Below are 12,938 nucleotides of genomic sequence, written 5' to 3'. Positions count from 1 at the left end.
CTCCCGCCGGTTAGCTGCAGCAGCTTGGTCCGGCTCCCTCCAGATTCCCCCGACTGGCCGCATTCTTCTCGCGTGGCAGGTCGATGATCGGGTTGCCGTCGAAGAAGCCGACCGGCATCAGCTTGAATCCGCACAGCACGCGCGGCTGCACGGGATGGTCCTCGGGCCGCGGCAGGTGGTGCAGGCCGAAGGAATGCCAGAGGACGATATCGGTGTTCTCGACCGACCGGTCCTGCGCCGTCCAGGCCGGCAGGCCGTCGGCGCCGGTCGAGTGGTTCATGAACTCGCCCGCCGGGTAGCGCTCGTCGACATGATAGGGCGTCACCCACAGATGGCTGTAGATGAAGCCGGCGCGCTTGCCGGACGGGCCGGCGGGGTCGAGATAGGGCTGCACGGCCGAGGTCGCCTCCAGCTTGTAGCCGGTCGGCTTGCCCACATGGTTGCGGGCCGCGGGGTTGACGATCTTCCAGTAGCGCATGCGCTCGAAATCGACGCGGCGGTGGGCTTCCAGTTCGCGGGTCAGCGGTCGCTCGACGACCTTGAAGGCGTTGCCCATCGGGTTGCCCGGCCCCATCGGCGGGGCAACCGTGTCGCATTCGACGACCGTGTTCGCTGGGCCATCCACCTCCATGTCGAGGCGTGCGCAGAAGATGTGCTGGTGGATGTGGCCGATGATGCCGGGAGCGACCTCGGTGCCGTATTCCTGCGCCGTGCCGGGGATGCAGGCGGCGGTGTTGATGATGCCGGTCGCCTTCATCTCGAACTCGATCGTGCCGTCCTGGTAGAGGTACCAGTAGCAGCAGTATTCGTAGTTGCCGACGGTCGTGATCGACGACACCACCAGCCGGCGCAGGCGCCGGGTCTCGGTGCGGCCGGTGCGGAAATCGAAATGCTTCCAGGCCAGGCCCGCGTCTTCCTCATGGATGCAGATGGCGCTGGGGATGACCAGCGGCTGCCCCAGGATGTCGTGCAGGGTCACGTCCATATAGTGGATATGGCCGAGGCAGTCGCAGCCCAGCGCCAGGGACTGCACCAGCTTGCCGAAGCCGTACTCGCCGCTGTCGAAGACGTTCTTGCGATAGTGCACGCCCTCGGGCGTGCCGTAGGGCACCACCATCTCGGCGATGGACGCGCGATAGACGACCGGTCGCCGACGGCCGCCTTGGGTATAGCCGATCTGGTGCAGGATCAGCCCTTCGCGCCCGCTGAAGCCGACGCGCAGGTCCCAGTTGTCCCATAGGATGTGGTTGCCATCGACCGTGAAGCTCGGCCCGTCCGGCTGGACGACGTCGAGCCGCTTCAGCGGCTGGCGCAGGTCGGTGAGGAAGTCGGCGTCGTAGTTGATGGGCGTCATCGGCACCGGCACGAAGGTGCCGGCCGCGGCCGAATGGTCGTCGACGCGGATCACCTCGAACGTGTCGACGTCGACCGCGACGTTCAGCCCCTCCACCGGATGGGCATAGTAGTTGTCGTACTCGAATGCCCGGCGCCAGACGAAGGTGTAGGCGACACGCCGGCCGCCCTCGCCCGCCCCGTCGAAGTTGCCGGCCGTCCAGGGGTCGACGCAGACCAGATCCATGCGGTCGATGCCGCGCCGGGCGATGGCGGCCTGGAAGCGCGGATCGGCCTTGGCGGCAGCCTCGATCTGCATGAACTCCTCGGGCGAGAACATCGGCCGGGCGTCGGGCAGGAAATCGACCGCCGATACTGTGCCGGCATCGAAGTCGATTCGGCCGGCCCACAGGCCGGTGGCGCCGCGACGGTAGACCGCGAAGCGGGCCGACCGCCGGACCGGCGCGCCCGGCGCATGGGCCCGCACCGCCGCCTTGTCCGGCTCGTCGAGATCAATCGTCTCGAACTGCAGCGCCTCGCCCAGGTCGAAATGGGCGCGAAGGATACCGGCAGCCCGGCGGATCTCGTCGGCCGACAACGGATCCAGCGGATGAAGTGCCGCCGGATGTGGCGTATCGGCGCGGTGCGCGAGCGCTCCATCTTGTGCGGGTGCCATGGTCCCCTCCGTCCATCCGGTCCTGGATGCGAGAGTAGCAGCCACCGTGCCAGACGCGGCTAGGAATCCCGGAAATAGCGCCGGAGGAGCAGCGCCGCCCAGGCCAGCGCCATGCCGCTGCCCACGCCCGCGACGAGGAACGGCGCCGCAACCCAGAACGGGTCGGTCCGCAGTTCGGGATGCATGCCGACATAGACGCCGAGCGCGTAGCGGCAGGCGAACAGCAACATGCCGACGACCAGCCAGAATGCCGTGCCCGGGGTCTCGATGCGCCCGGCCGCTCGGTCGATGCGGAATGGCAGGCCGCGCGCCCATACCCAGCCGATCACCGCCCCCGGCACCATGCCGGCCAGCCAGGCCGGCAGGGCCGCCAGGGGGTTGGCCGATATCACCAGTTGAACGAGTGCGATCGCCACGAAGACGGCGGGCGTTATCAGCAGGCGTCGGGGGCTGGAGCGTTGCGGGCGAAGCCCGCGGAAGCCGATGACGAGCACGATGACTAGAACCACCCACACCCAGGGGGGCGTGCGCGCGACGATCGTCAGCAGCATTTCCATTTTTTCGGCTCCGTCGCCGGGTTGAGGACTCGGACGCCTCTTCAACCCTGACGATGAGCGGACTTCTACTCCACCCGGGCGATCCCGTCGATCTCGACCAGCGCCCGCTTCACCAGGCCGGTCACGCCGATGCAGGTGCGTGCCGGCCGCCGGCCCTCCGGGAAGAACTCGGCATAGGCCGCGTTCATCGCGGCATAGTCGCGGTCGAACTCGGTCAGGAACACGCGGACCGACACGAGGCTCGCCAGCGACCCGCCGAGGCCGGTCAGCACGCGGTCCATATTGCGCAGCGCCTGGGCGGTCTGCGACGCGATGCCGTCGAACAGCGGCCCATCCGGGTCGTCGAGGTCACGGCCGAGCTGGCCCGTCATGAAGACCCAGCCGTCGACGATGACGGCATGGCTCGACGGCGAGATCGGCCGCGCCAGGCCGGGGATGATGTGGTGTTGGATCATCGGGGGCATATCCCTCTCCTTGCGGCTCAAGCGTCCGCCATGGCGGCGGCCAGTGCCTCCTCGGCCTCCATCCAGTCCGCCTCGGCGGCGGCGACGCGCCGGTCGAGGTCGGCCTTGGACTTCAGCAGGTCCGGCACCGATGCCGCATCCTTGGCGTAGGTGGCTGGATCGGCAAGGCGCTTCTCGACCGCCGCGCGCTCCTTCTCCAGCCGGTCGACGGCGACGGCGGCCGCCTGCACCTTCTTGCGCAAGGGGGCTGCCGCCTGCCGCTTGCCGGCGGCCTCGCGCCGCAGCACCTTGCGCTCGCTCTCCGACGGGCCCTCGGACTGGGCGGCCGCCTTCTGGCGGTTGAGCAGCAGACGGCGATAGTCGTCGAGGTCGCCGTCGAACGGCTTAACCATGCCGTCGGCCACCAGCAGCAGCCGGTCGACGGTCGCCTCCAGCAGCGACCAGTCATGGCTGACCATGACGACCGCGCCCGGGTAGTCGTTCAGCGCCGCCACCAGCGCCGCGCGGGCGTCGATGTCGAGATGGTTCGTCGGTTCGTCCAGGATCAGCAGCGACGGCGCCACCCGGCAGACCTGGGCCAGGGCGAGCCGCGCCTTCTCCCCACCCGACAGGTCCTTGGCCTTCACGTCGGCCTTCTGCTGGGTCAGGCCGAAGCGGCCGAGATAGGCGCGGATCGCGGGCTCGCGCAGGTGCGGCATCGCGCGGGCCATCTGCTCGGCCGCGGTCGATTCGGCGTCGAGCGCATCAAGCTGGTGCTGGGCGAAGAAGCCGACCGACAGCTTGGCCGACCGGGTGATGCGGCCCGACATCGGCTCCAAGGCACCCGCGAACAGCTTGGCCAGCGTCGACTTGCCGTTGCCGTTCGCCCCCAGCAGGCCGATGCGGTCATCCGGGTCGACCCGCAGGTCCAGGCGCTTCAGGACCGCGCGCCCGCCATAGCCGACCGAGACCTCGTCGCAGGAGATGATCGGCGGCGCCAGCTCGACCGGCGTCGGGAAGTTGAAGACGACGTGCGGGTCCTCGGCCACGGCGGCCGGCGGCGGCAGCTTGGCGATCGCCTTCAGCCGGCTCTGCGCCTGGCGGGCCTTGGAGGCCTTGAAGCGGAAGCGGTCGACGAACGCCTGCATGTGCTTGCGCTGCGCCTCGATCGTCCGCGTGAAGGCCGCCTCGTGCGCCCGCCGCTCCGCCCGCAGGCGCTCGAACGTGTCGTAGTTGCCGCCATAGAGCGTCAGCCGCCGCTGGGCCAGGTGGAGGATCTGGTTGACGGCGGTGTTCAGCAGCGCGCGGTCGTGGCTGATGACCAGCAGGGTGTGCGGATAGCGCGCCAGATGGCCTTCGAGCCACATCGTGGCTTCCAGGTCGAGATGGTTGGTCGGTTCGTCGAGCAGCAGCAGGTCGGGCTCGGCGAAAAGGGCGGCGGCCAGGGCGACGCGCATCCGCCAACCGCCCGAGAAGCTGGCGAGCGGGCGAGCCTGCGCTTCTGCGTCGAAGCCCAGCCCGTCGAGAATGGAAGCCGCCCGCGACGGGGCCGACTGCGCGCCGATCGCCTGCAGGTGCAGGTGGATGTCGGCCAGGTCCTCGGGGGCCGCGGTTTCCAGCGCCGCAAGCAGGCGCTCGCGCTCGGTGTCGGCGGCCAGGACGGCCTCCAGCGGCGTCGTCTCGCCTTCCGGCGCCTCCTGGGCGACGAAGCCCACGCGCGCGCCGGGGCGGATGCCGATCGAGCCGCCGTCGGGCTGGATATGGTTCAGCAGCAGGTCGAACAGGGTGGACTTGCCGGTTCCGTTCGGTCCGACGATGCCCACCCGATACCCGTCCGGAATAGTCGCGTCGGCGCCGTCGAAGAGGACCCGGCCGGCAATGCGGTAGGTCATGGCGCGAATTTCGATCATGCGCCGGTCCATAACATGGGCCGTCCGCCCGCTCCAACCTCGCCGACCGTCGGCGGTGGCCTGCTTTGAACCCGGCGGTTGATCCAAACCGGCGCGCGTGGCGAATATCAAGCCAGCTTATGGAAGGATCACCGATGGACGCCCTTACCCTGCCGCCGCCGGACCGGACGTCCGCAGCGCCGACGACCGGCCGCCCGACACGCGAAGAGGCGGAAGCGGCGATCCGCACGCTGATCGGCTGGGCCGGTGACGATGTCGGGCGCGAAGGGTTGCTGGATACGCCGGCCCGCGTCGTGCGCGCCTATGAGGAGTTCTTCGGCGGCTACCGGCTCGACCCGGTGGAGATCCTGAACCGCACCTTCGACGAGACCGAAGGCTATGACGAGATGGTGCTGCTGAAGGACATCCGCTTCGAATCCCACTGCGAGCACCACATGGTGCCGATCATCGGGCGCGCCCATGTGGCCTACCTGCCGCGCAGCCGCGTCGTCGGCATCAGCAAGCTGGCCCGCGTCGTCGACGCCTATGCCAGGCGGCTGCAGATCCAGGAGAAGCTGACCGCGCAGATCGCACAGGCCATCGACACGGCACTCCAGCCGCTCGGCGTGGCCGTGGTCATCGAGGCCCAGCACCAGTGCATGACCACCCGCGGCGTGCATAAGCCGGGCGTATCGATGGTCACCAGCCGCATGTTGGGGGCGTTCCGCACCGATCCGGTGGCGCGGCAGGAATTCATGCTGGCGATCGGCGGCCGCGCCGGGGCGGCGGCGGCCTGACGCCGGCCCCCCGTCAAGTTCCCCCTCGTCAAGTTCCGGCGGGGTGCGGGTCGTCGAAGAGAATGGTCAGGGTGCCGCCCAGGCTGGGGTGCAGGATCAGGTCGTCGCCGGCCGGCGACCGCGTGTCGACCTCCACCCGGATGCCGCTGCCGTTCAGGTAGTACAACTCGTCCATCTCGGGGTCGAAGTCGTGGATGACGACGTCGGCCCGCTCGCCCTCCTCGAAGACGAAGATGTCGCGGTCCTCGCCGGCATAGGCAACGGCGCTGCCCTCGCCGAAATGGAAGACGTTCTGGCCGTTGCCGCCGATCAGCACCGCCTCGCCGCTCGATGCCAGCAGCAGGTCGTCGCCGCTGTCGCCGGAAAGGGTGTCCTGCCCGGCATTGCCCTGCAGCGTGTCGTTGCCCTTGCCGCCATACAGCAGGTCGTCACCCGCCCCGCCCAGCATCAGGTCGTCGCCCTTGCCGCCATGCAGCAGGTCGTCGCCGGTGCCGCCAGCCAGGATGTCGTTGCCGTCGCCGCCCAGGACGGTGTCGTTGCCGCCCTCGGCCGCCACGATGTCGTCGCCGCCATTGGCGATGATCAGGTCGCGGCCGTCGCCGCCGGACAGGAAGTCGGCCTGGTCGCTGCCAACCAGGGTGTCGTCGGCCTGGCCACCCGATAGGACCACGCCGTCGAAGGTCAGGTCGACCGGCACGAGCGGCAGGCCTTCGGGCATGTCCAGATCGACGTGGAAGCTGTCGCGAACCGGATCGACATGCGTCGGCGAATCGCCGGCGGCGGCGATCGGCTCTTCCTGCGGCTCCTCCACGTCGACGGCGCGAACCTGCGGCGCGGGATCGGCCGGCTCGCCCTCGGGCTCGCCGCCATCGTCACCGGCGATCGTTTCGTCGTCGGTGCCCGGCAGCGCTTCGTCATCGTCGAGCAGCCACTGGGCGGCCGGCGCATCGTCTGCCTGGGCGGCGGACGCCTCGCCTTCCGGCGCCAGTTCGGCTTCGCCGCCCTCGAAGAACTGCGACAGGCTCTCCAGCGACAGGCCCAGGGCCGCCACCGTGACCGCGATATGGGCATGGAACGCATCGCCCGACGCCCGGCCGACCGAGCGGTCGGGGAAGACCAGGACGCGATCGACGAGGTCGCGAATGTCGCGCGATTCGAAGACGACGTCGGCGGCCGCGTGGTGCACCACGAAGGTGCCGTCGATGCGCGCGAAATGGGCCAGCACCTCGCCGGTGCCGCGGCCGATGAAGAGAAACCAGGGGTCGCCGTCGTCGGTCGTGCCGAACTCGGAATCGAACGGCAAGCCCCGCGCGCCCAGAAGGCTCGCGGCGCGATAGAGCTCGGCCTTTTCCTGTTCGGTCCAGCCGCCCGATCGCACCGGCGATCCGAACAGCTCGATCACGTCCCCCACTCGGCCCTCCGCTGGCTGGCCTGGACGGCCGGCAACTGCTTCACCTAGGCGGAAACCGCCATTTCCTCCGGGAAGAGGAGTCGAAAGGTGAAGGGATCATAGTAGCGCAGCATGGACTTGGCGAAGTCCCGCGGCTCGATGTCGAGCGCGATTGCCCATGCCTCGTACTGGTCGGGCGGAATGCGCCCGTGCCCGCCCTCGATCTGCGAGATGAAGGTGTAGTAGCGCAAGCCCACCCGCTCCGCCAAGTCGCGCTGGGTCATCGCCCGCGCCTCCCGGCAGGAACGAAGCCAACGACCGGCATCCTGGCGAAGCTGGCGCGCATGGTCGGCCGAACGCACATATTGCGCGTACATCACCAACCTCCCTTCGTCATCGGTTTGATCGGTTTTCGATGTCATCGAGTTACTGGATATCTCGCCGCCGGTCCACCGGAAACTTGGAGCCACCTGCGCCGGGGGGCGACGCAGGTGGCGTCCAAGGGTAGTGCGCGGCAGCCTCGACGGTCGGGCGGACTGGGACCGGCGGCGGGCATACGGGGGGGCGAATGTGATGCCCGCTGCCGGAGAACATCGAGGCTGCCGCTACGGTGACCCGTTTCGACGCTTGCCGGGCGTCTCATCAGGCGGCGTGACGTTCGAACCACGTCAATAAGTCACTGTATATCGGAACCGGCCGGAGCAAGCAAGCAGTTTTATCAATAAGTCACTGTACAAGGACGGCGGGGGCGGCCGGCCCCCTCACTGCCCTTCCCGCAGGCGCTTCACGAACTCCGCCAGGCCCGGCTGGCGCTGCCGCCGCAGGCGCTCGGCCACCAGGATCGCACGCACCCGGGCCACACTCTCCTCCAGGTCGCGATTGACGATGACGTAGTCGTATTCCGGCCAATGGCTCATCTCGTCGGCCGCCCGGCCCATCCGCCGCGCCACCTCGTCCAGCGAATCGCGGGCGCGCGTGCGCAGCCGCCGCTCCAGCTCGGCCGTCGACGGCGGCAGGATGAAGATGCTGACCAGGTCGTCGCGCGCGGCCTGGGCTAGCGTCTGCGTGCCCTGCCAGTCGATGTCGAACAGCACGTCGCGACCGCCGGCCAGTTCCTTCTCCACCGTGCTGCGCGGCGTGCCGTAGTAATTGTCGAAGACCTTGGCGTACTCCAGGAACTCGCGCCGGTTCACCATCAGGTTGAAGGTCGTGAGGTCGACGAAATAATAGTCGATGCCCTCGGCCTCGCCGGCCCGCCGCGTCCGCGTCGTCATCGACACGGACATCTTCAACTCCGGCTCCTCGGCCAGCACGCGGCGCGAGATCGAGGTCTTGCCCGCGCCGGACGGCGACGACAACACCAGCATCATGCCGCGGCGCGGAATGTTGGGCTCCATGGTCAAGGCTTTCCCCGCTACTCGATATTCTGGATCTGCTCGCGCAGTCGCTCGATCGCCGACTTCAGGTCGAGCCCGATCCGGGTCAGCCCGATGTCGCCCGACTTGGAGCACAGCGTGTTGGCCTCGCGGTTGAACTCTTGGCACAGGAAGTCCAGGCGCCGGCCGACGGCCCCGCCCTCGGCCAGCATGGCGCGGGCCGCCCCGATATGGGCGTTGAGGCGATCGATCTCCTCGCGGATGTCGGCCTTGGAGGCAAGCAGGGCCGCTTCCTGCGCCAGCCGCTCGGGCGCGATCGGGTTGGCGCCGCCCAGCAGGTTGGTGATCTGCGCCAACAGCCGGTCGCGGATGGCCTCGGGCTGGGTCGCCGCCGTCGCCGTGGCGGCCGAGACATGGCCTTCGATCTCGTCCAGGCGCTGCACCAGGACGCGCAGCAGGCGCTGCCCCTCGTCGTCGCGCCCGGCCACCAGCAGGGCAAGGACGGCGGCCAGGTCAGCCAGCATCGCCCGGTCGCGCTCCTCATGCGAGGCGGTCTCGGGCTGGTCCTCCACCGTCTCCAGCACGCCGCGGATGCCGAGCAGCCCGTCCAGGCGCGGTGGTGCGGCATCGAGCCGCTGCTCCAGCCCGCGCATCAGGGCAATCACCTGGTCCAGCAGGGCCTCGTTGACCGCCAGCCGCTGCGTCGTGGCACGCCGCGCCAGGGTCAGCGTGACCGACACGTTGCCGCGCTTCAGCCGCTCGGCCAGTGCCGTGCGCACCGGCAGCTCCAGGTGGTCGCAGCCGGGCGGCAGCCGGCAGCGCACCTCCAGGCTGCGGCCGTTGACGCTCTTGACCTCCCAGGTCCAGGCATCCTCGCCATGGCGGCCGTCGCGGCGCGCATAGCCCGTCATGCTGGCGATCGACAAATTCATCCGTCCTTCCATGGGGGTGCCCCTGCCCCGCCCCGCGCCTTATAGCGGGGCGCCCGGGCGGCGGACAATGTATCGTCGGCCAATGACCTCGCACGTAGCCGGCAGCGGCAGCATCCTCGTGACCGGCGCCTCCAGCGGCATCGGCGCGGCCCTGGCCCTCGCCTATGCCGTTCCCGGTGCCGTGCTGGAGCTCGGCGGCCGCGACGCCAGCCGGCTGGAGGCCGTGGCCGTGCAGTGCCGCAACCGTGGAGCCACGGTCCGCACGGCTGCCATCGACGTGGCGGACCGCACGACGATGGCCGACTGGATCGCCGATGCCGACCTGAGCCACCCCTTGGCCCTCGTGATCGCCAATGCCGGCATTTCGGCCGGGACCGGCGATGGCGGGGAGTCCGAGGCGCAGGCCCGGCGCATCTTCGCCGTCAATGTCGATGGCGTGCTCAACACCGTGCATCCCGCCATCGCCTGCATGCGGCCGAGGCGCCGGGGCCAGATCGCCCTGATGAGTTCGCTCGCGGCGTTCCGCGGCTTCCCGGGCGCACCGGCCTACTGTGCCAGCAAGGCCGCTGTGCGCGTTCTCGGCGAGGCAATGCGCGGCGAGCTGCGCGCGGACGGCATCGGCGTCAGCGTGATCTGCCCCGGCTACGTCGAAAGCCCGATGACGGCGGTGAACCGCTTCCCCATGCCCATGCTGATGTCGGCCGAGCGGGCGGCCGCCATCATCTGCCGCGGGTTGGCGCGCGACCGTGGCCGCATCGCCTTTCCCTGGCCGGTCTACGCCGCCGTCCGCCTGCTGGCGGGCCTGCCAATCGCCTGGACGGACCCGCTGCTGCGCCGGCTGCCCCGGAAAGGCGGCTGACCCCTGCCCCGCCTTATTCGGGCGGCAGCCCGCGCTGGATGCGCCGCCAGCGGGCAACGTTGCGATTGTGGTCGGCCAGCGTCCGGGCAAAGGCATGGCCGCCGCTGCCATCGGCCACGAAGTAGAGATCGTCGCTCTCGGCCGGCTTGGCCGCGGCCTGGAGGGACGCCCGCCCGGGATTGCCGATCGGCCCCGGCGGCAGGCCTGCCGAGTAGTAGGTGTTGAAGGGCGAGGGCTGCTCCAGGTCGCGCCGCGTCAGCGCGCGGTCGAGCGGGCCGCCGCCGGTGACGGCATGGATCACCGTCGGGTCGGATTGCAGCTTCATGCCCCGGCGCAGCCGGTTGACGAATACGGCGGCGACGCGCGGCCGCTCGTCGGCGCGCGCGGTTTCCTTTTCGACGATCGAGGCCAGGACGACCAGTTCCTCGGGGCTCGCCACCGGCAGGTCCGCCTGGCGCTCGGCCCAGGCGCGCTGGATCTCGTCCTTCATCGCCCGGCGCATGCGCTGGGCGATGTCGTCGCGGCGGTCGCCCCAGGCGTAGAAATAGGTGTCGGGGAAGGCCTCGCCTTCCACCAGGGGGGCCGCCACCTTGCCTTCAAGCCCCGGCGCACTCTCCAGGAGTTGGGTGACCTCGCGCGCGGCCAGGCCCTCGGCCACGGTCAGGCGGCGTTGGTGGACGCGCCCGGACGCCACGAGGATGGCGGCATCGCGGGTCGAGACGCCGGCCGGAAAGGCATACTCGCCGGCCTTCAGCCGGCCTTCCACGCCGGCTCGGAAGACCGCGAAATGGAACAGCCAGGGATGCTCGACGATGCCTTCGGCCGCCAGTCGCTGGCCGATGGCCTCACCGCCGAGGCCGCGGGGAATGAGGAGGACGCGCTCTTCGGCCAGCGGCCCGGACTGGGCGATGCGCTGGTCGGCCCACCACCAGGCCCCGCCCAGCACGCCCGCGCCCACCACCACCAGAAGGAGCAGCAGGCGCAGGACGGCGCGCATGGTCAGGCTTCGACGCCGGCGCCCGTCAGGGCGCCGGGCCGAAGATCAGCGAGGCGTTGGTCCCGCCGAAACCGAAGGAGTTGGAGAGGGCATAGCGCACCTTCCGCTCCTTGGCGTGGATCGGCACGAGGTCGAGGTCGCAGCCCGGAGAGGGATTCTCGAGGTTCCGGGTCGGCGGCACGACGCTGTCTCGCATCGCCAGGATCGAGTAGATGGCCTCGACCGTGCCGGCCGCTCCTAGCAGATGCCCGATCGCCGACTTGGTCGACGACATGGAGAGCTGATAGGCGTCCTGGCCGAACAGCCGCTTCACGGCCCCCAGCTCGATCTCGTCGCCAAGCGGCGTCGAGGTGCCGTGGGCGTTGATGTAGTCGATGTCCGACGTGTTCAGCTTGGCCGACCGCAGGGCGTTGCGCATCGCCCGGTAGCCGCCATTGCCGTCCTCGGGCGGGGCCGTGACATGGTGGGCATCGCCCGACATGCCGTAGCCGCGCACCTCGGCATAGATCTTGGCACCGCGCTTCTTGGCGTGCTCGAGTTCCTCGAGCACGACGCAGCCGGCCCCCTCGCCCATGACGAAGCCGTCGCGATCCTTGTCCCACGGGCGCGAGGCCCGTTCCGGCTCGTCGTTGAAGTTGGTCGAGAGCGCGCGCGCCGCGGCGAAGCCGGCAAGGCCGAGCCGGCAAACGGCCGCCTCGGTGCCACCGGCAACCATGACGTCGGCGTCACCCCAGGCGATCAGGCGAGAGGCATCGCCGATGGCATGCGCCCCGGTCGAGCAGGCGGTGACCACGGCATGGTTGGGGCCGCGGAAGCCGTAGCGGATCGACAGGTGGCCCGAAGCCAGATTGATCAGGCAGGCCGGGATGAAGAACGGGCTGATGCGGCGCGGCCCCCGGTCACGCAGCAGCAGGGCGCCTTCCTCGATACCAGGCAGGCCACCGATGCCGGAGCCGATCATGACCCCGGTCTGTTCCTGGGATTCCTCGTCCTGGGGCTTCCAGCCCGAATCCTCCACGGCCTGGATGCCCGCGGCCATCGCATAGATGATGAACTTGTCCATCTTGCGCTGGTCCTTGGGCGGGACCCAGTCGTCCTGATTGAAATGCTGGTCCGCGGTTGCACCCCGCGGCACCATGCCGGCGACCTTGGACGGCAGATCGGAGACGTCGAAGGACTGAATTGCGGAGAGACCGGACTCGCCCGCGACGAGGCGCTTCCAGTTGTGCTCGGCGCCGATCCCCAGGGGGGTGACGACGCCGAGACCCGTAACGACTACGCGACGCATCGGAAAAGCCCGGACCGACCGGCCCTCGGGCTCAGTCCTGCTTCTTGCTGATGAATTCAATCGCGTCCTTCACGGTCGCGATCTTCTCGGCAGCATCATCGGGGATTTCGATCGAGAACTCTTCCTCGAAGGCCATCACCAGTTCGACGGTGTCGAGGCTGTCCGCGCCCAGATCGTCGATGAAGCTGGCATTCTCGGTGACCTTGGCTTCCTCGACACCGAGATGCTCCACCACGATCTTCTTAACCCGTTCGGCGACGTCGCTCATCTTGGCCTTCCTCTAGGTATGTCCGGCTTCAGTCTAAGGCAGGTGCCGACGCGAAGGAGCGCCGGCCACCATTTCTGGAAATCTGGGGTAAGCGCGCCCCCATACCATGAACGTTTGGGGTTTGCCAGCATCGG

General features: G+C 69.3%; 13 protein-coding genes. 2 read left to right on the top strand and 11 right to left on the bottom strand.

The window, feature by feature from the left end; all coding sequences use genetic code 11:
* Nucleotides 1-10: 10 nt before the first annotated feature.
* The 4 genes from STVA_RS11595 to STVA_RS11580 all read right to left on the bottom strand — a co-directional run bounded on the left by STVA_RS11595 (nucleotide 11) and on the right by STVA_RS11580 (nucleotide 4,918).
* A complete protein-coding gene (locus tag STVA_RS11595) occupies nucleotides 11-2,008 on the bottom strand; it encodes a primary-amine oxidase (protein ID WP_123688107.1) in 1,998 nt (665 codons plus the stop codon).
* A gap of 59 nt (nucleotides 2,009-2,067) precedes the next feature.
* Nucleotides 2,068-2,565: a CcdC protein domain-containing protein gene (locus STVA_RS11590; RefSeq protein WP_142235748.1), complete on the bottom strand. Its 498-nt coding sequence runs from the start codon at nucleotides 2,563-2,565 to the stop codon at nucleotides 2,068-2,070.
* Between the two features lie 65 nt (nucleotides 2,566-2,630).
* Entirely contained in the window at nucleotides 2,631-3,020 is a 390-nt protein-coding gene (locus STVA_RS11585; RefSeq protein WP_197735850.1) for a RidA family protein, read from the bottom strand.
* A 26-nt stretch (nucleotides 3,021-3,046) separates the two neighbouring features.
* Nucleotides 3,047-4,918 carry an ABC-F family ATP-binding cassette domain-containing protein gene (locus STVA_RS11580; RefSeq protein WP_123688786.1) on the bottom strand — a complete coding sequence of 624 codons (1,872 nt, stop codon included), beginning with the start codon at nucleotides 4,916-4,918 and terminating at the stop codon, nucleotides 3,047-3,049.
* 134 nt (nucleotides 4,919-5,052) lie between these two features.
* Between STVA_RS11580 and folE the strand changes: the two genes are divergently transcribed.
* Entirely contained in the window at nucleotides 5,053-5,694 is a 642-nt protein-coding gene (gene folE / locus STVA_RS11575; RefSeq protein ID WP_123688104.1) for a GTP cyclohydrolase I FolE, read from the top strand.
* A gap of 28 nt (nucleotides 5,695-5,722) precedes the next feature.
* On the opposite strand, the gene STVA_RS11570 is transcribed toward folE, so the two are convergent.
* From STVA_RS11570 to STVA_RS11555, 4 genes are all read right to left on the bottom strand, one after another.
* The gene (locus STVA_RS11570; protein ID WP_123688103.1) at nucleotides 5,723-7,105 is read right to left on the bottom strand and encodes a calcium-binding protein; all 1,383 of its coding nucleotides are present in this window, start codon (nucleotides 7,103-7,105) and stop codon (nucleotides 5,723-5,725) included.
* Between the two features lie 44 nt (nucleotides 7,106-7,149).
* Nucleotides 7,150-7,368 (bottom strand): helix-turn-helix domain-containing protein, encoded by a 219-nt coding sequence (locus STVA_RS11565; RefSeq protein WP_245978158.1) that lies wholly within the window; start codon nucleotides 7,366-7,368, stop codon nucleotides 7,150-7,152.
* Nucleotides 7,369-7,845: 477 nt separating this feature from the next.
* Entirely contained in the window at nucleotides 7,846-8,481 is a 636-nt protein-coding gene (gene gmk, locus STVA_RS11560; protein ID WP_123688101.1) for a guanylate kinase, read from the bottom strand.
* Between the two features lie 17 nt (nucleotides 8,482-8,498).
* Nucleotides 8,499-9,392: a YicC/YloC family endoribonuclease gene (locus STVA_RS11555; RefSeq protein ID WP_245978156.1), complete on the bottom strand. Its 894-nt coding sequence runs from the start codon at nucleotides 9,390-9,392 to the stop codon at nucleotides 8,499-8,501.
* A gap of 82 nt (nucleotides 9,393-9,474) precedes the next feature.
* Between STVA_RS11555 and STVA_RS11550 the strand changes: the two genes are divergently transcribed.
* Entirely contained in the window at nucleotides 9,475-10,251 is a 777-nt protein-coding gene (locus STVA_RS11550; protein ID WP_123688100.1) for an SDR family NAD(P)-dependent oxidoreductase, read from the top strand.
* Nucleotides 10,252-10,264: 13 nt separating this feature from the next.
* Here STVA_RS11550 and mltG read toward each other — a convergent pair whose 3' ends face one another.
* From mltG to STVA_RS11535, 3 genes are read right to left on the bottom strand one after another with little or no spacing between them, the layout of a single operon-like run.
* Nucleotides 10,265-11,248, bottom strand: a complete 984-nt coding sequence (gene mltG / locus STVA_RS11545) for an endolytic transglycosylase MltG (protein WP_123688099.1) — start codon at nucleotides 11,246-11,248, stop codon at nucleotides 10,265-10,267.
* A gap of 25 nt (nucleotides 11,249-11,273) precedes the next feature.
* Nucleotides 11,274-12,536 carry a beta-ketoacyl-ACP synthase II gene (gene fabF, locus STVA_RS11540; RefSeq protein ID WP_123688098.1) on the bottom strand — a complete coding sequence of 421 codons (1,263 nt, stop codon included), beginning with the start codon at nucleotides 12,534-12,536 and terminating at the stop codon, nucleotides 11,274-11,276.
* 31 nt (nucleotides 12,537-12,567) lie between these two features.
* Nucleotides 12,568-12,804 carry an acyl carrier protein gene (locus STVA_RS11535; RefSeq protein WP_123688097.1) on the bottom strand — a complete coding sequence of 79 codons (237 nt, stop codon included), beginning with the start codon at nucleotides 12,802-12,804 and terminating at the stop codon, nucleotides 12,568-12,570.
* Nucleotides 12,805-12,938: the final 134 nt, after the last annotated feature.

The sequence above is a fragment of the Stella humosa genome, assembly GCF_006738645.1.
GTDB lineage: Bacteria > Pseudomonadota > Alphaproteobacteria > ATCC43930 > Allostellaceae > Allostella > Allostella humosa.
This window is presented reverse-complemented; position numbering and strand designations above follow the sequence as displayed.

Coding starts and splice junctions, on each gene's coding strand:
- STVA_RS11535 (WP_123688097.1), bottom strand. CDS start 12,804: ATGAGCGACGTCGCCGAACGGGTTAAGAAGATCGTGGTGGAGCATCTC.
- STVA_RS11580 (WP_123688786.1), bottom strand. CDS start 4,918: ATGATCGAAATTCGCGCCATGACCTACCGCATTGCCGGCCGGGTCCTC.
- STVA_RS11550 (WP_123688100.1), top strand. CDS start 9,475: ATGACCTCGCACGTAGCCGGCAGCGGCAGCATCCTCGTGACCGGCGCC.
- fabF (WP_123688098.1), bottom strand. CDS start 12,536: ATGCGTCGCGTAGTCGTTACGGGTCTCGGCGTCGTCACCCCCCTGGGG.
- folE (WP_123688104.1), top strand. CDS start 5,053: ATGGACGCCCTTACCCTGCCGCCGCCGGACCGGACGTCCGCAGCGCCG.
- gmk (WP_123688101.1), bottom strand. CDS start 8,481: ATGGAGCCCAACATTCCGCGCCGCGGCATGATGCTGGTGTTGTCGTCG.
- STVA_RS11585 (WP_197735850.1), bottom strand. CDS start 3,020: ATGATCCAACACCACATCATCCCCGGCCTGGCGCGGCCGATCTCGCCG.
- STVA_RS11555 (WP_245978156.1), bottom strand. CDS start 9,392: ATGAATTTGTCGATCGCCAGCATGACGGGCTATGCGCGCCGCGACGGC.
- STVA_RS11565 (WP_245978158.1), bottom strand. CDS start 7,368: ATGACCCAGCGCGACTTGGCGGAGCGGGTGGGCTTGCGCTACTACACC.
- mltG (WP_123688099.1), bottom strand. CDS start 11,248: ATGCGCGCCGTCCTGCGCCTGCTGCTCCTTCTGGTGGTGGTGGGCGCG.
- STVA_RS11595 (WP_123688107.1), bottom strand. CDS start 2,008: ATGGCACCCGCACAAGATGGAGCGCTCGCGCACCGCGCCGATACGCCA.
- STVA_RS11590 (WP_142235748.1), bottom strand. CDS start 2,565: ATGGAAATGCTGCTGACGATCGTCGCGCGCACGCCCCCCTGGGTGTGG.